The following is a 17604-nucleotide window of genomic DNA, read 5'->3' as shown; positions in this document are numbered from 1 at the left end:
GATGTAAAATGAGTTTACTGCAAGTTAAGAATTTAGGACAAAGTTTCGTGGATAAAACTTTGTATGAGAATGGCAATTTTGTTCTTAATAAGGAAGATCATATGGGAGTCACTGGTCAAAATGGGGTTGGTAAATCAACCTTAATTAAGATTTTGACTGGTGAGATGTTACCGGATGAAGGTCAAGTAAAATGGCAAAATCGGGTAACAGTAGGCTACCTTGATCAATACGCTAAGTTAGCCCCAGGTGTTACGATTCGTGAATTTCTGCGAACAGCATTTGCACCGTTATACCAAAAAGAACATGAGTTAAGCGCCCTTTACAATCAATATGCGGAAAAGGGCGATGCAGAACTGCTCGAAAGGGCGGGGAAACTGCAAACATACCTGGAAGAGAATAACTTTTACGGCATAGATACGGAAATTGAACGGGTTGCCTCGGGACTGGGGCTAGCAGAATTGGGTTATGATCATGACGTCAGCCAATTGTCCGGTGGACAAAGATCAAAAATTATTTTAGCCAAATTATTATTACAAAGTCCTGATGTATTGCTGCTGGATGAGCCAACTAACTATTTGGATGTTTCCCATATTGACTGGCTGGTCGGCTACCTAAATGACTTTACCGGCGCTTTTATAGTAGTTAGTCATGACTATGATTTCTTGGGCAAAATAGCGAACTGCATTATTGATATTGATGTTGGCACAATTACCCGTTATACTGGAACTCTTAAGCAGGCAATGCGGCAAAAAGAAGCCAACCGAGAAACTTATCTGAAGGCTTACACTAATCAGCAACGCAAGATTGCTAAGGAAGAAGCATATATTCGGAAAAATAAGGCGGGAACGCGCTCTAAGAGTGCTAAGTCACGTGAGCGGCAACTTGCCAGAATGGATGTTTTAGCTCCGCCTAAGGGCAATCACAAACCGCATTTTGAATTTCCTTATGTGGCAACGGCTGCCAACTTGTTATTGCAGACGCAAGACTTGGTAATCGGATATGACCACGCTTTGGTAAAAGAAGCCTTTAATTTCTCGGTTGGTGGCAATGAAAAAGTGGCAATTACTGGTTTTAACGGCATTGGTAAAACGACTTTGCTAAAAACATTGCTAGGACAGATTGAACCGATTTTTGGGACATTTGCTTTATCTGAAACCGCCAAAATTGCCTACTTTAAGCAGGACTTAGCTTGGCCTAACCAAAATATGACGCCGCTGCAATACTTGCAAGAAATCTTTGAACGCATTAAGCCTAAGGAACTGCGTGGCGCCTTGGCTCGGTTGGGTGTGACCGCCCAGCAGGCGATGAGTCCTTTGAAAAAATTATCCGGGGGCGAACAGGAAAAAGTGAAATTGGCTAAAATGCAGTTTGAACCGGCCAATTTACTCTTTCTTGATGAGCCAACCAATCACCTTGACCGTGATTCAAAAGATGCGTTGCGGCAAGCAATTGTTAAGTTTCCTGGCAGCGTAATTATCGTTAGCCACGAGCGCGACTTTTTCCAAGGTGACTGGGTTGATAAAACAATTGATATTGAGACAATGAATAAACTTTGAGGAAATTATGCCTGGACAGAAAGATAAATTATTTTACCAAGAATTGCTTGATACTTGCCTGACAGCAGGCCAGTTAATGATTGAAGGCGGCAGTGAGATGTACCGGGTCGAAGACACGATGGTGCGCATTGCTAAAAGCGCTGGCGAGCCGGATCCGCGGGTGTTTGTAATGCCAACGGGGATCTTTATGAGCATCGATCACGGCAACTATTGCCAAAGCATTTTGGTTCATGAGCGGAATATTAACCTAGAGCTGGTTGATCGGATTAATTCGCTGTCACGGGCTTTTGCAGCGCGTGAAATTACCTTACGCCAAGTTAAAAGCCAAGTATTTAAAATCGCTCACGGTGGATTCCCAGTTTTTCCATTATGGTTACAAACAATTGGCGCCGGCATTTTAAGTGCAACGCTAATGGTAATGTTTATGGACAACTATGATTGGGTTGATTTTCCGGCTGCGGCAGTAGTTGGTGCTATCGGCTTTGTTTCGTTTTATTATTTTAAACGCTTTACGAAAGTCAAATATTTAGCTGAATTGGTGGCAGCAATGATTATGACGATTGTCACGGTAGGGCTAGTTCGTCTGTTTCCCGCAATGATTATTGATAATATTCTTACCGGGGCTTTGATGCCATTGGTTCCAGGCTTAGCATTAACTAATGCCTTGCGTGACTTGTTTAAGGGCGACTTGTTATCAGGAATGGGCAAGATTTGTGAAGCAATGCTAACCGCCTTTGCCCTTGGCGGTGGCGTTGGAATTATTTTGAAGTTTTTAGGAGCATAAAATGCCATTTTGGTTAGAATTAATTATTAACATCATTTTTGCCTATCTTGCCTCAGCAGGCTTTGCCCTAACTATTAATGTTCCGCGCCGCGTGCTTAACCTGGCGGGAATTAGTGGGGTCATTAGCTGGATTATTTACTGGTTAGCGATGGAGGCCTCAATGGGCCGGCTATTGTCTAATCTGCTGGGTTCATTTGCGATTGGCATTTTAGGAATTGTCTTTGCCCGAATAAAAAAGTGTCCGGCAACTGTCTTTTATATCCCGGCCATTGTCCCTTTAGTACCAGGAGTTCCCGCATACCAGGCTGTACGTGAGTTAACCGCCGGTAATATTAACGGGGCAAGTGACTCGGCTTTACGTGTGATTATCGTTACAGGCTCAATCGCCTTAGGGATGTTACTATCAAGCATGTTTGTAGAAATCTTTTTCAGAATAAAAAAATTTTACAAGCAGAATAAAAGTACGTATAATAAGTAATACGAGTCGACAAAAACGCGAGATGCGTATTTGGATGAGGACGCCCGCCTTAGCTGGCAGACACGGGAAGTGTTGGCTGTTGACCAACCTGATGTGAACAGAAGTAGTCACTTGTTTTTTAACGAGCCTCGATTTGGAAAAAGCAGATTCTTAAGTGAATCTGCTTTTTTTGTGCACTAAAAAAGCCGCTATCTTGTAAAATAACTGACTTAATTAAGATATAGCGCCTGTTTACCTTGCTGATTATAGCTTCTCTCCAGGTTGTGCCAAGAAACCACTTTGTTTTTATGACCAAATGGGTCATTAACGAGAACTTGGTGTTTTTTCTTGTTGTAACCAGTAATTACGCAGGCATGTGATGAAGGAGTGACGTTTACTTCTCCTTCTTTCGTCTGCCAAGTTTGCATGTCGTTGACATGATCGAACTTGAGTGTTGTGATAATCAAAACCGGATGACCATCAGATACCAATTTCATGACTTGGATGAAGTCGTGTCCTGAGAAATTCTGAATGCGGTTAGTGTATTTGCGGGCTACTTGCTCAAGTGGCTCGTTATAAACACACCAGCCAGCGTTTGCTTGGCTCATATAACCAACAAATCCCACATGAGGATTACCCCGAAACTGTCCATCGCTTGAAAAAGAAGCAACATGCTTAATATTTTCTGATAGATCAAGTTTAGTTACTTTGATGCCGTAATATTGCAGCAGCATTGACAAGGAAGTAACTTCACAGCCGTTAGGCAATTCAGGATACTGATTTTCTAGTGGTACATCCAATTTTTGGGCTGACTTTAATGTTACCCAGTCGTATTTGTCCTTGAAATCATTTGAGTTAAAGACTGCAAAGGCTAATCCTAAAAGAAATACGCCGAGCAACAGGAACACTAGGTTCTTGCTTCTATTCTTTTTCATAATGCTATTTAAACATAGGCTATAGAATAAAAGCAAAGCTGTTTTTCACAATGTCTCTAAATTTAACTGATTTTTAGTGATTTGCTTAAGCTAAAGCAGGTAAAAGAAAAAACCGCTCTTACTTGAGCGATTTTTTACTTTGTTTAAGTTTAAGTTTTAATTAATGGTGGCTAGCGCCGGAAAGTGCGTCCATTGAGTGATCTTCACCCTTAACGTCCATACCTTCAACATCCATTCCCGGGCAGTAAACTTCGTCCATTGGAATACCTTTTTCTTCAGCAAATGCCTTAGTCAAAGTTTCCATGTCCATTAAGTCATACTTCTTGTCTGGATCCTTAGGATCAACGATTTGGATTTGCGCCATCATACCAGCATCTTCGTGTTCGATAATGTGGCAGTGGTACATGAACACACCTGTGTTTTGGAAGTAAACCTTCAAACGAACAGTTTCTTGTGGGGCAACTTCAACAGTATCTTTGTAGACACCTTGCTCGTTTGGATATGGGTCCTTACCGTTACGTGAAACGACAAGGAAGTGTGCACCGTGAATATGGAATGGGTGGAGCATACCGTTAACCTTATCATTAGTGTTAGTTACATCCCAGTATTCAGCGGTCATTAACTCTTGCTTCATGTCAATTCTTTGCATGGAGAATAGCTTGCCGTTAATCATGTTGTGGTTGTCCATCGTTACGTGAGGAACTGGTGAATTAGGGTTAACAACAGGATCATATGGTTTAAATAAGGTGTCAGGAATTACACTGTCATCTTTTTCATACTTGTGAATTCTGAATTCAACCAACTTAAAGTCATCAGTGTAAAGGTTAACAACGTCGCCTTCCTTGTAGTTACTGAAGTCAACCACAACTTGTTGACGCTCACCTGGTCCGATTAAAACCTTAGTCATCTTAACTGGATGCTCTAAGAATGAATCATCCCCACCGATTTGAGTCATAACCAAGTCGTCGCTGAAGTGCAGACGCCATTCACGCCGGTTAGATCCACCTAAGAAAATCAACCGAACTTTTTGGGTAGTAACATCTACGTAAGGACGAACAACACCGTTAATAACTGGTGTGTCACCAAAGATACCCATTGCATTGTAATCTGCCTTGTAATCAAATTGGTTATCTTCGTGGAAAATCCGGTCTTGCAAAATAATTGGGAATTCATCTTTACCATAGGTCTTAGGAATTGGTAATTGTGCTTCGTTAGCATCAGTTACAACAACACCCATTGCGAGTCCCATCCAAACTTGTGCAGCAGTTGATGGACATGGGTGAGCATGAAGCCAAGTAAGAGCAGCTGGTTGATGAACTGTGAAGTCAATGTGCTTTTCTTCTCCTGGGTATACAGGTGAGTGACAAGCACCATCGTTACCAGGACCTGAAACTTCCATACCATGCCAGTGGTAAGTAGTTAATTCAGGCAAGCTGTTCTTCAAAGTTACGTGAACATGTTGACCCTTGGTCAAGACCATCGTCTTACCTAAAACAGGGAAGTTGTAGCCCCAAGTATGAGTCTTTTTCCCAGGTAAAAATTGGAAGTCGCCTTCTTGAGATTCAATGGTGTACCAAACATCGTTGTATTCTTGTTTATCAGGCTCTAAGACTGGTGGAACAATTAATGGTTGAGCTTCAACGCCTTCAGGGATGTGAAGTTCTTTATAGCCCATACCATGATTTTTATCAAAATCATCTGAGTTATAGAAATAATCTGTGTAAACTTTATCTGACATATTTGTCTACCTTTCAGTTTGAAAAATTTAGTAAAAAATTTTTTAGTTTCAATGTAATTCTATTCTTTGTGAAAACGCTTGTAAAGTGGCTATAATGATGTTTTCGTATTGATAATTAAATATCGTGCTTTTTGACAAATTTAGGGGCATTTTTGTTATTTTATATCACTTCACAAAGTCGATAAAACAAGTATCTTTTAGTAAAAACGGACAATTCGGATTACCTTAACACCTGTTTTTTTAAAACGAATGTTCTTTAAAAATAATTTTAAAAGAAATAAAAATAAATTGTTTTTGGCGCTGAATTTGAGTATCGTATAGAAGACTGATAACTAATTTATAAAAGGATTTTTTTATTTTGAAGATTAACTTAACTGATTTAACTACTAAAATTGAACAACAGGACTACTTACAGGATTTAGAAACTGTCAAATACGCAGATATTAGCAAGTCCAAGACCAAGGTTAAAAGCCTGGCGACTAAAATGATTAAAGAAACTGCGGCAGCGATCAAGCATAATTCCTTAAGCCACGTTGCACTTGAAGTGACGGGGCAAAGACCGGTCACGTTCGTCTTAGAAAACAATATTATCAACTTGCCTTACAGCAATTATAAAAAAATTGCCAATTTCTTTGAGGAAGAAAAGGACTATTCGGTATTTGTTTACTTTGAAACGCAGTCGGAGTTTTTGAATGCCTCTAATTTTCGCATTGATCAAATTGCAACTGAAGAGGAAATTACTCAAAATGAAGATGAGGTAATTGATAAGCTGGTAGAAGCAATTATGGCAAAATTAAGCCAGGTACGTGAATACAAGAAGCCTGAACCTGTAGCGAAGACTAAAAAGCCGGCCGCTAAAAAGCCGACCACAAAAAAAGTAGCCGCTAAAAAAACGGTCAAAAAGACGACGACTAAAGCTAAAGCAAAAAAGTAAGCACATTACTTTTAATAAGCAATTAACCTTTTTTGCACTATTCAAGCAGGGCTTTTTACAATATAATGAAGACTATTACAGGAGGAAGTTATGTTTAGCTGGAATCTACTGGGCATCTTATTGTGGGTTATTGCCATTTTATATTTCATTTTTATTATTCAAAATATTCGTAAGCGTCGGATTACGATGATTATTAAGAAGCACCAGAAGTTTAGCTGGACTAATTTTTTGATTGATCTGCTCGAAGTAGCAGTTTTTTTAGTCGGCATTATTTGGCTCTTTAATAAGACAATGCTTGATAACCCGGACTTAGAGGATAAAAGCGTGATTAGCTCAAAAATTACGTATCAACCGTTAGTAATGAATACGGGTTCGGGTAATTCAAGTTATGTGACGATTAATTCAAAGAAGAAAAAAATTAGTACGCAAACTTATACCTATTATCGTGCTGGGCGCAAGGCGCAAGTTTCGAGTGACTTTGCTACAGTGGCATATGGTAAAAGTCCGTTAGACTTAAATGCTTCGCGGATACCATACCAAAAGAGCCAGCTTAAGAAAATGGACCGTAAATATCAGCGTGCTTATGTTGCAACTTATACGGCGACGTATAAAAAGGTTTGGCAAAACGGGCTTGGCTTGCATGCCGGTCACACAGCTACGCAATATTATTTAATTCGAATTCCAGATGCTTCGTTCATCAAAGAAAAATAAGCTTAAAGAACGACAATTGGACCTGCACGGTTTAAATGGTCATCTAGCTCTAAGAAATAAAATAAATAGCTAGTCTGCAACACTTAATTTTATTGTTAATGCTGAACAGTTTTACGAAACTTAATTTAAAGTTTTAAATTAAAAGAGTATCTTGTGATTCAAGATACTCTTTGGTTTATCAGAAATAATTTTTTATTAAAATTGTTTAAGCTGTTACAAAAATGTTTACTTTTTCAATAAATAGATTTAGGATAAACATAACATAGATAACTTGTGAAGGATGAACGCTGGGTCCCGAAATGGGGTAGATGCACGAAAAGCGCATTGAGCATTCCTATGTGCCTGGGGTTATCTTTTTTTATTGCCTTTTTTAAGACTAGCTACATAATTTTTAGGATCTTTTTTAATCTCGTTTACTATGAATTCGATAAATTGTTCTGAGTATGTGTAGCTATGCTGATTTCCGATTACGTGCTGATATGCATATTTCTTATCGATTTTTATATGATAAAAATCAATTACTAAATTTAAAACATAGGAATTAAATCCCTTTTCATATGATAATACTATTTTTTCTTTTTTTAATCTTTCTTGTACTGCAGTAATTACACTTTTATATGAGTACTTATGTGTATCTGACGGATCTTTAAAATCCTTAATGATAGATGCATGATTTTTTGAGTTTTTATCAATTGCAATAGTGAAATCTGCTTCAGATTTTCTTTTTGTAATGTGAAGGCTTTGCTTAACATCAATTGAAAACTTATCAGAATTATACTCTTTACTTAAAACATCAATTTCATTTCCCTTCTGAATGAATTTCTCTGCAATTTCAGGTGGATATTTTAATCTTATTTGACCATTTGTTAATGGTTCATAACTGGTAGCGATTGTTAAGAAGTTCTGGGAAATATATTTAGTTATATCAACTTTGTGAAAACGCATAATTTGTTTGATAAAGTTTAGAACGCAAGCCTGAAAAAGAGGAGCATATTTAACCTCATAATCTTCTGTGATGTAATGAGTGCTAATGTTTCTTAATTCGATTATTTTCTCAAGATTTAGTCTTATCTTGGTATTTTTGTCAGGATAAACTTGTTTTAAGACTTCATTTAGACTGAGGGTGCGATCAGATTTATCTTTATAATAAATACTTTTCTGTTGCTTTAGCATTCTAGCTTTAAGCATTAATTCCCAAGCATTACAGATGAAAAAGCTAAACCCTTCAATTCGATATTTAATTGTTGGTTTATTATATATTTCTATTCCCATAATGAAAGCTTCTATACTTTTGTCGACCATTCTCTTAGTTATATCTTCCATATTAGCTTGTTTCTCCTCCAAATCTTTATATAAATATTAGAAGTAGCAGTAATTAAAAATAACATGCTAAATTAAATTTAATATATCTAATTTGAAAGCGCAATATTGAGTTTGAAATAAGGTAAGTCGACCATTCGGGCTGTTTAAAACTAATTAAAGTTAAAAATAGCAAAAGTCTTATTATTGTAATCTGCCTAATTATGGTATTAAAGATATTTTTGTTTTTGTTTTCGTACTTGAATCAATAAGTTGCCTTGAATAAAGGCAAGAATCAAGCTTGCAGTTAAAAAGTCGATGACATTGCCAGATGAAAAAGCTGCCAATAGGATAAAACAACTGGACGCAAGAAGCGAACTTACTAAGTAGGTTCGGGCAGATTTAAAACGCAGCCACTTATAAGCCCCGTATAAAATCGTGGCAAGATAAGGTCCCACAAACAAGATCATTCCAATGAAGCCAAGTGAATAAATTTGTGCCGAGAAATCACGCTCTAAGTTAAAAATATTGTTTTCGCGTGTATACGAAATGCCGAAATATTTATCCAGCCGATTATCGTTAGTTTTGACCACCTGGTTAAGCATTGCCTTTTCAAGATAGCGGTTCTCCATGCGGACTTGCCCGGGCTGATTAATAATTTTTAACCAAAATTCGGGATCGTATTGATATGGGTAGCTGTGAAAAACAAATTTGGGATTTAAGGCGTAAGCCTGGTAGTTGTGCTTAATAAAAGCACGTAAGAAGTCTTCCCGCTTTTTACCAGTAGGATATTTCTTCAGTCCCGCTGCTAACTCCCGTTTTTCTGAACTTAAATCGTGATCAGATTGCTTGGCTAAATAAATTTCGTAATTATAGCGCTGAATAGCTGGCCCAAAAGGTAGAATTGCTAGTGAGCCCAGCATAATTAAGCCGGCTACCAAAAACGGCCAGCCACCTTTCTGCACGTCTTTAATTACGTATTTATGGAAAATAAATAGTACTAAACTAATAAAGATGCCACCTAAAAGGCCAATTGCGGCAACTTTTGTCCCTATTTCAATCATTGCCAATGCTTGGACAACATTAAGAGTAATAGTTAACCAGTTAAAGTTAGTGAATAAATAATAGACCATTAGCGGTACAAGCATGAATAAAACGGCCGAAATCATATTGGTAAAGTTGAAAAAGCCCTTGGAAGCCATGTGCGAGTAGCCAATATTCGAATTAAAAAACCAAGCAAAAATATTAGCACTGATTGTTCCCGTTTCGTAAGATTTGAGTGAAATTACAAATAGGTTGGACACGACGATTGTCCCTGAAAACAATCCAGAGACGCCTTCAATTACCTGGCGCAACTGTTTTTCACCAAAATCGAGCTCAGTAGTTAAAAAGAGAACGATTAACGGTAAAACCATCCGAATTAAGTAAAAGAGTTCACCACTACTTGAGTAGCCGTAGTTAGTGGGATTAACACTCGTAAAATTGCGAACATGAATTAAATGTAGCGCTGAATAGATGGTTAATAAGACTAAATAAACTAGCAGCCATTTTTTGGTTGTCAATTTTTTCCAGGACTGTTTCTGGCTGAAAAAGAGACAAATCAGGACACCAACTACTAAAATGCGAATAATAGTTGGTAATGTAAATGGCAAAATAGTTGCCAGGGTACCATGATAAAACCAATATAAGTCTAAAAAAGGTTGAATTAAAATAAACCAGAATAAGATGGTTCTTGCTTTTTCTTTCACTTGTTTTCTCCATTAATGATTATTGATATTAGTTTAATTTTAGGCAAAAACCAAGCAAAAAAAAAGAGCGGTGAATTTTATTCACTGCTTTTTAAAAAATATCTTTTTACTTGGATTCTTTGTCAGCGTCATCAGTGGTCTTTTTTGCTTTGGCAATTTTTTCTACTTTGACATCACTTTTAGCCTTAGCTTGAATTTCCTTAATCTTACGTTTAGGTGCAGCCTTCAAGTTCTTAAAGTTAACAACAATTTTTTCATTTAAGTCGCTAACAGCTGTTTCGTCGGCTTCATCAAAGTCAATGATCTTCAACAGGGCAGAATTTTCGTAAATTTTTTCTACTTTACCTAGAAATGGTTTAGTAAGTTCTTCTTCTGATTTTGCGCTAAGAATGTCATCTATTTTTACTTCAGTTTTCTTCATGGTTAGTTTTTTACTTCCTCTCTTCCCCGTGTTTAATTATAATAGAAAGATATTATTATAAAAGTAAACTGTTTTCAAGTAAAGGAAGCCTGGATTTTGCAAAAATTAATTTTAATTGCTGGCCCCAGTGGCGCTGGTAAGACAACAATTTCTGAATATTTAACCAAAAAGTTCAACATTCCGCGGGTTTTGACCCATACTACTAGACCAATCCGCCAAGGAGAAAGTCCAGACACCTCTTACCATTTTGAAAGTGATGCCAGTTTTAACAAGCTGCATTTCTTTGAACATGTTAAATATGGTTCTTATCAGTATGGCTCAAGTAAAGAGGCACTGGAAGAAGCGTGGGAAAAGCACCAGTTAGTGTCATTAATTGTTGATATCAAGGGTGCAGCCTCTTATTTAAAAGCCATCAATCAGCAGGTATATTTCTTATATGTAACGACTAGTTCGAAAAAAGAGCTTAAGGATCGGCTGATAAAAAGAGGGGATGATCCCGCCAAGATTGCGGAGCGCTTGAGCGGTAGCGAATTGAATACTTTACCAAAAAAACTAAAGGCAGATGCACATATTATAGTGAATGATAATTGGAATGAAACCGAGAAAAAGCTTGATGATATCGTAAGTAGTTTGTTAAGCGCTTAAACATTATTACTGGTTGGACTGTGTTTTTAAAAAAATTCTTAACGTTTTGTAGCTCATTTGACATGAATGTGTAACATTTGATGAGTACTATATAGATTGTCAGGTACAAATTGAGTGCAATCAAAAAATTGTACTCGTCAAAGTAAAAAGAAATATTGATAAGGAGAAAGAGATTAGTTTTGAGACACAGACATAGTTTAATCAAGTTAGTTGCATTTATATCATTATTTTTTACTGGCGCTGCCACTGTAACCACAGTTACAGCAGCTACTACAACTGATGTTGATGCCAGTTCAGTAACCAAGAAGCGTAATGCTGTTGTTAAGTTAGCTAAAAAGCAAGTAGGCAAAGGTTACGTTTATGGTGCAAATGGTCCTTCGGCTTTTGATTGCTCTGGCTTGGTTCAATATGTTTATAAAACAGCGGGTGGAACAGTTTTACCACGTACTACTTTTTCACAAGTTACACTTGGTAAAAGAGTTTCAATGAAGAAATTGAAAAAGGGTGATCTTCTTTTCTGGGGATCAGCTACATCTCCATATCACGTTGGTATTTATGTCGGTGGTAATCAATATGTTCACGCCGCAACTCCCGATCAAGGTGTGTTAAAACAATCAATCAGTACTTACTTTTATCCTTCAGCCGCTAAGCGCGTGCTTGAATAATTATTCTCTACTTAAACTCAACCAATTTTCTTTTTACATGTAAAACAGTCATTAAGAGGTCCCATATAGAAACGCCGGTTCTGGAAGGGCTTTTTTTTATTTTCTGGTATCACTTCTGTAACATTTTTGTAATATAACACGAGTAAAATTAAACTTGTGATGTAGAGATCATGAGATAAAAAATGTGTAAATACTATTGAAGATGTAACACGGGAGGAATTTGATTTTGAAGATTAAGAGTAATTTGGTAAAATTTACTGCTGCAGCTGCTTTAACCATTACTGGCTTAGGGGTTGCAAACGCTACTAATTCAAATTCCACGGCTCACCAAGTTGCAGCTGCAACTACTAAAGTTAAAATTAATTATGTTCCTGGCTATGGTATCAACATTTGGGACAATTATAATAATCCTAGCTTCACAGGAAATAGAATTAAGCATGGTGAAGTTGTTGATGTTATCAGTTCAGCAATTGATGCTAAGGGCAAAACTTGGTATGAAATTGGTGAAAATCAATGGATTCAGGCCCGTTACACGGTAGATGCAAATGATGACAATGTTGCTAAAAAAGCAAGCCAAGCAGGTATGGTCGGCAAAAATGTTACATCTTCTTCAAAACAAGCTGCTAAAGTTGTTAATTTGGCTAACGCAGAAGTCGGCAAGGCTTATGCATGGGGTGGTAATACGCCTAATGGATTTGACTGCTCAGGTTTAGCACAATATGTCTTCAGCAAGGCTGCCGGTAAGGAAATTTCCCGCACTACTTACTCACAAATTAAACAAGGAAAGACTGTTTCCCTTAAGAACCTAAAACCAGGTGATTTATTGTTCTGGGGTTCTGCATCTTCTCCTTATCATGTAGGCATTTACGTGGGCGATAATCAATATGTTCATGCTGCAACTCCTGCACAAGGTGTTGTTAAAGACAGTATTAGTTCATATTTTTATCCTTCAGTTGCCAAACGTGTTCTCAACTAGTTGCAGAAAATATTAAATAACTAAAGCAAAAGCACTTAGAAATTTATCTAGGTGTTTTTTTATTACTATTTTAATGGATGTAACTTGATAAATAAATTTAAGCGTCTAAAATAAAGTGGAGTACTAATTAATGACCACATCTAGCTACCAAAAGGAGATTGAATTTGATGAAGCGTAATTTTTTGAAAATGGGTCTTGCGGCTGCTCTCACGTTAACGGGCGTTGCCGTGGTGGCACCACAAAAAACGGTAGATGCGGCAACACTAAAAGCTCCGGTCAAACGTGTTCAAATAAACTATTTACCTGGTAAAGAGGTAAAAATTTGGACAAATTATCAAGGCGGCCAGCTGATTAATTTCCGTGCTAAAAATAAGAGCAAGTGGAATGTTGCTGAAACTGCAGTCGATAAAAAGGGTAAACTTTGGTATAAAATTGGCGACAACGAATGGATCGAGGCGCGTTATACCGAGGATTTGGATGATGAAGAATCAGCTAATCAGGCTGCAACCGAGCAGATAGCCGCAAAGCCAAAGAAAAAGGCCAAGAAGGCTAAAAAGCAAAAGAAGCAACCAATGAATCAGGCTCAGGCCGCAAAACCAAAACTGAATAAGCAGGAAACGCCTAAGCCAGTTAGTGTCACCAGTAATAACAAGACACCAAAACCGGCTCCAAGCAAGTTGCCAACTGCAACAGTCCCAGCCGTAACAGGTAGTGCAGCTCAACGTGCGCAAGCCGTTGTTAATTTGGCTAAGTCACAATTGGGCAAAGGTTATGCCTGGGGTGGTAATGGCCCTGATAATTATGATTGCTCGGGCCTGGTCCAGTCAATTTATAACAAGGTTGCAGGTGTTCAATTACCACGTGTGACAACTGATCAAGTTAAGGTTGGAACGACCGTTGCCATGGATCAGTTACAGCCAGGTGACCTATTATACTGGGGCTCAGTTGATGCACCGTATCATGTTGGCATTTATATTGGCAATAATCAATATATCCACGCCTCAACACCAGATACGGGAGTAGTGTTACAAACGCTTAGTTCTTACTTTTATCCGTGCATTGCTAAGCGTGTAATTCAATAATAAATAAAAAAGACTGACGATAATGAGCAGTCTTTTTTTAACTAGTTAAATATAAAAACAAAAAGACTTTATTTCTTAATTATGACTGTTTGCAGTAATTGAGAATAAAGCCTTTTTTAGTTAGATTATATAATTTTGAAACTGTTGCTGTTTTTCTGGTGCTAGTCTGGCGGTAATATGAACACCGTCTGCGCGATAATTCTCGGCAATAATTTGAGCATTTTCGTGCAAGTCAGCCAGCGGCTTGCCAGCCGATAACGGCAAGAGCAAGTTAACTTGTTGGTAATTGGCAAAAACTCGTTTAGTAATTAAATTGGCCAGCAATTTAATTGATTCTGGATCAATAGCTGAATATAAAATTCCGCTGCCTTCAATTTGCGGATAATGACGTTCAGACTTATCTGCTTTATTGTAAGCCGTAATCATCGGAGTATTTTTAACGCCAATCTCAGTTAGAACATTTTGCGTAGTGCGAATCATTTGAATCATATTTGGATCTGACGAATCAACTACGTTAATTAGTAGATCAGCATCCTTAACTTCTTGTAAAGTGGCCTTAAATGATTCAATCAGATTATGAGGCAATTTAGAAATAAAACCGACTGTATCGGATAGGATAAAGCTAAAATTATTGTTTAGCTCAATCCGTCTGACATTGGTGTCCAAGGTTGCAAAAAGCATGTCCTTAACAAAAACCTGCTTTTCGCCGTTTTCCTTGGTAAATTCTGCTAGTAAGCCGTTCATCGTCGTTGATTTACCGGCATTAGTATAGCCAACCAGGGCAACCTTGGGAATATGGTTTTGATTCCGTCTTTTGGCCTTAATTTCTTCTTGTCCCGCAATTTCCTTCAGCTCTTTTTTAATAACGGCAATTTGCTTCCCGATTGTCCGTCGGTTTAATTCTAGTTTTGATTCACCGGCACCACGGTTAGCAAAGCCACCGCCGCGTTGCTGGTCAAGGTTATTTTCTGATGGATGCAGACGCGGCAATTCGTATTCTAGCCTTGCAAGCTGAACTTGCAATTTAGCTTGTTTGGTTCGCGCCCGACTTGAAAAGATCTCCAAGATTAATTCTGTCCGATCAATAATCCGCAACTTAGTCATTTTTTCTAAATTACGGATTTGGACGGGAGTTAATTCATCATTTAAAATAAGAACTTTCGCCCTTAAGCCACGGGCCATATCCTTAATTTCATTTATTTTACCGAGACCAAAGTAGGTGCCAGCAACAACATGTTCCAGGTTTTGCCGTGATTGGCCAACCACTTCCATATTAGCTGCTTCCGCTAAGTTAGCCAGTTCAGCCAGATAGTAATCAAAATTAGGGTCATTTAAGTTAACGCCAGCAATATAAGCTTTGGTTTTATGAGGTGTGTTATCGATCATGTAGTCCTCTTTTTATGTTTAAATCTTTTAGTGACATTTTATCTAGCGATTTTGCTTGTAATAATCCTCATGATCACGATCTCCTTTATGTAAATTAGGTTAGCTTAATTGTAATACAAAAGTGCAACTTTACCAAAAAGATGGTTAGCAACAAGTATAAATATAATAGGAAAAAATCATATCAATTAGATGTGATTTTTTAATTTTGGCGAAATTTATTCTAAATATGGTCTGAGAAAAAAGCACGTAACTTATCACCAACATTTGCTAGTGCATTAGTTGCACCGAATTTTACTGGCACCAGAGACTTATCACGGAAAAGTGGTAATGATTAAATTAACGGTGAAATGACCTAAAGAATGGAGGTGAATTAATGGAACTTTTAAGTTCAGATTTAGTTTTTGCGCATCTTAAAGTAAATAATGCTACTGAAGCCCTTCATTTTCTGGCGGGTCAGCTAAAAAAACAAGGAAAGGTTAAGGCTGATTTCGAGCAAGCAGTTCTTAAGCGCGAGCAGATTCATCCAACAGGTCTGCCAAGTGGCAAGATTGCAGTTGCGATTCCCCATACTGATGTTCAGTATGTTAAAGAGGCGGCAATTACATTTGCGACGCTGGCAAGACCGGTAGCCTTTCATAATATGGCGGTTACTGCCGAAACGGTCAATGTTCAGATTATTGTTATGTTGGCGCTAAAAAATCCGCATAGTCAGGTTAAAATACTGCAAAAATTAATGACATTGTTTCAAGACCAAGAACTTTTGCAGCGGTTAGAGAAAATGACGGATCAGCAGAAACTATATGAAGCTGTATCTGAATATATTAAGTAAGAAGATTGGGAGGAATTATTTATGAAACCGGTAATTGATTTCATTATGTATATTGTTGGCTTAGGGCCTACCGTCCTAATTCCAATAATTATGTTAATCTTTGGACTTTGCGTGCGAGTGCCTTTTACTAAAGCGTTACGTGGTGGTTTGATGGTCGGCATTGGCTTTATCGGTCTGAACGCCACCGTTTCAATTTTGACCGATGTCATGAATCCTGCGATTAAGAACATGATTCAAGTAATGCATTTGAACTTGCAGGTAATTGATGTCGGTTGGCCATCAGCCTCAGCGATTGCATACGGCACCGCGGTTGGTGTTAGTATGATTCCCTTGGGAATTGCCATTAACATTCTGATGTTGGTGACGAAAACTACGTCAACCATTGACGTGGATATCTGGGATTTTTGGCATTTTGCCTTTAGTGGCTCGTTAGTTTATGCCTTAACCAAAGATATCGTACTCAGTCTATTTTTAGCTAGTGTTAATATGATTGTAATCATGGTAACTGCTGACAGAACTGCACCATTATCGGAAAAATACTTGGGCTTACCAGGAATTTCCATTCCCCACGGCTATGCTGGTTCGTTTGTGCCAATTGCAGTTGTTTTTAACTGGTTAATCGATAAGATTCCGGGTATCAATAAAATCCATATGGATGCCAAGGATTTTAATAAGAAATTTGGCTCATGGGGAGAACCTACATTGCTTGGTTTTGCCATCGGTATTATCATTGGCATTCTTGCTTATGGCTTTATTCCAGGGATGTCCATTGCAACTAAGTTGGGCAAAATCATGTTAATGGGCGTTACTTTGTCAGCTGTGATGATTATTACACCAAAGATGGCTGCCTTGCTTTTGCAAGGGGTTGTTCCCGTATCTGATGCAATTCAGTCATTTACCCAGAAAAAATTTGCCGGTAAAAGAAAGATTTACATTGGAATGGACACTGCTGTCGGAATTGGTAGTCCAGTCGTCTTAGCCTGTGCCACTTTAATGATTCCAGTAGCATTGTTGTTCGCCTTTATTTTGCCAGGCAACCAGTTTCTACCAACGATTGGATTGGTCGGCTTTGTCTTCATGTTTCCACTGATAGTTTCAATCACCCATGGAGATTTCTTTAGATCATTTATTATCGGGGCCATTAATGTCATTATTGGTCTTTGGATCGGGACTAATTTGGCACCATTAATAACTAAGTGTGCCCGTGCAGCCCACTTTGCCATTCCAAAAGGTTCATCCCTCATTTCAAGTATTGATTACGGTTCTAACCCATATCCTTGGTTAATTGTTCAAATCGCACCTTATAAAATTGCGGCATATGCAATTGGGATTGTGCTAATTATTGGCTTATGCTGGTGGAATCGTAAAAAGATTACTGCAGAAGAAAAGGCAGCAGCTGCTAACCAAAACAAGAAATAGTTTTAATTATAAACAGTGA

Annotated in this window: 17 protein-coding genes; 11 read left to right on the top strand and 6 right to left on the bottom strand. The window is 38.0% G+C overall.

Annotation, left to right across the window (positions count from 1 at the left end):
* Positions 1-8 precede the first annotated feature (8 nt).
* From J3U54_RS01545 to J3U54_RS01535, 3 genes are read left to right on the top strand one after another with little or no spacing between them, the layout of a single operon-like run.
* Positions 9-1556, top strand: a complete 1548-nt coding sequence (locus tag J3U54_RS01545; RefSeq protein WP_103752953.1) for an ABC-F family ATP-binding cassette domain-containing protein — start codon at positions 9-11, stop codon at positions 1554-1556.
* Between the two features lie 7 nt (positions 1557-1563).
* Positions 1564-2340 (top strand): threonine/serine exporter family protein, encoded by a 777-nt coding sequence (locus J3U54_RS01540; protein ID WP_103752952.1) that lies wholly within the window; start codon positions 1564-1566, stop codon positions 2338-2340.
* Position 2341: 1 nt separating this feature from the next.
* A complete protein-coding gene (locus J3U54_RS01535; protein ID WP_103752951.1) occupies positions 2342-2818 on the top strand; it encodes a threonine/serine exporter family protein in 477 nt (158 codons plus the stop codon).
* 209 nt (positions 2819-3027) lie between these two features.
* Here the strand turns inward: J3U54_RS01535 and J3U54_RS01530 are convergent, their stop codons facing one another.
* A complete protein-coding gene (locus J3U54_RS01530) occupies positions 3028-3732 on the bottom strand; it encodes a C39 family peptidase (protein WP_103752950.1) in 705 nt (234 codons plus the stop codon).
* A gap of 160 nt (positions 3733-3892) precedes the next feature.
* Positions 3893-5470, bottom strand: coding sequence for a multicopper oxidase family protein (locus J3U54_RS01525; protein WP_103752949.1), 1578 nt, complete (start codon positions 5468-5470; stop codon positions 3893-3895).
* 358 nt (positions 5471-5828) lie between these two features.
* On the opposite strand from J3U54_RS01525, the gene J3U54_RS01520 reads away from it, so the two are divergent.
* Positions 5829-6404 carry a hypothetical protein gene (locus J3U54_RS01520; RefSeq protein ID WP_267384701.1) on the top strand — a complete coding sequence of 192 codons (576 nt, stop codon included), beginning with the start codon at positions 5829-5831 and terminating at the stop codon, positions 6402-6404.
* Between the two features lie 90 nt (positions 6405-6494).
* Entirely contained in the window at positions 6495-7115 is a 621-nt protein-coding gene (locus tag J3U54_RS01515; RefSeq protein WP_220234832.1) for an LVIS_2131 family protein, read from the top strand.
* Between the two features lie 348 nt (positions 7116-7463).
* On the opposite strand, the gene J3U54_RS01510 is transcribed toward J3U54_RS01515, so the two are convergent.
* The 3 genes from J3U54_RS01510 to J3U54_RS01500 all read right to left on the bottom strand — a co-directional run bounded on the left by J3U54_RS01510 (position 7464) and on the right by J3U54_RS01500 (position 10583).
* Complete coding sequence (locus J3U54_RS01510) at positions 7464-8438, bottom strand: DUF3644 domain-containing protein (RefSeq protein ID WP_220220196.1); 975 nt, start codon at positions 8436-8438, stop codon at positions 7464-7466.
* Positions 8439-8644: 206 nt separating this feature from the next.
* The gene (locus tag J3U54_RS01505) at positions 8645-10162 is read right to left on the bottom strand and encodes an O-antigen ligase family protein (protein WP_267384692.1); all 1518 of its coding nucleotides are present in this window, start codon (positions 10160-10162) and stop codon (positions 8645-8647) included.
* Between the two features lie 106 nt (positions 10163-10268).
* Positions 10269-10583: a DUF2187 domain-containing protein gene (locus J3U54_RS01500; RefSeq protein WP_103752944.1), complete on the bottom strand. Its 315-nt coding sequence runs from the start codon at positions 10581-10583 to the stop codon at positions 10269-10271.
* 96 nt (positions 10584-10679) lie between these two features.
* On the opposite strand from J3U54_RS01500, the gene J3U54_RS01495 reads away from it, so the two are divergent.
* The 4 genes from J3U54_RS01495 to J3U54_RS01480 all read left to right on the top strand — a co-directional run bounded on the left by J3U54_RS01495 (position 10680) and on the right by J3U54_RS01480 (position 13951).
* Entirely contained in the window at positions 10680-11228 is a 549-nt protein-coding gene (locus tag J3U54_RS01495) for a guanylate kinase (RefSeq protein ID WP_267384690.1), read from the top strand.
* 179 nt (positions 11229-11407) lie between these two features.
* Entirely contained in the window at positions 11408-11893 is a 486-nt protein-coding gene (locus J3U54_RS01490) for a C40 family peptidase (protein ID WP_103752942.1), read from the top strand.
* A gap of 226 nt (positions 11894-12119) precedes the next feature.
* On the top strand, positions 12120-12869 hold the full coding sequence (locus J3U54_RS01485) for a C40 family peptidase (protein ID WP_103752941.1): 750 nt from the start codon (positions 12120-12122) through the stop codon (positions 12867-12869).
* A gap of 167 nt (positions 12870-13036) precedes the next feature.
* Positions 13037-13951, top strand: a complete 915-nt coding sequence (locus J3U54_RS01480; protein WP_103752940.1) for a C40 family peptidase — start codon at positions 13037-13039, stop codon at positions 13949-13951.
* A gap of 120 nt (positions 13952-14071) precedes the next feature.
* Here J3U54_RS01480 and hflX read toward each other — a convergent pair whose 3' ends face one another.
* The gene (gene hflX / locus J3U54_RS01475; protein WP_103752939.1) at positions 14072-15337 is read right to left on the bottom strand and encodes a GTPase HflX; all 1266 of its coding nucleotides are present in this window, start codon (positions 15335-15337) and stop codon (positions 14072-14074) included.
* 373 nt (positions 15338-15710) lie between these two features.
* On the opposite strand from hflX, the gene J3U54_RS01470 reads away from it, so the two are divergent.
* Both J3U54_RS01470 and J3U54_RS01465 read left to right on the top strand, forming a co-directional pair.
* The gene (locus J3U54_RS01470) at positions 15711-16166 is read left to right on the top strand and encodes a PTS sugar transporter subunit IIA (protein WP_267384684.1); all 456 of its coding nucleotides are present in this window, start codon (positions 15711-15713) and stop codon (positions 16164-16166) included.
* Between the two features lie 21 nt (positions 16167-16187).
* A complete protein-coding gene (locus J3U54_RS01465) occupies positions 16188-17585 on the top strand; it encodes a PTS galactitol transporter subunit IIC (RefSeq protein WP_267384682.1) in 1398 nt (465 codons plus the stop codon).
* Positions 17586-17604: the final 19 nt, after the last annotated feature.

It is taken from the genome of Lactobacillus sp. B4007, from assembly GCF_026535895.1.
Lineage (GTDB): Bacteria > Bacillota > Bacilli > Lactobacillales > Lactobacillaceae > Lactobacillus > Lactobacillus panisapium.
This window is presented reverse-complemented; position numbering and strand designations above follow the sequence as displayed.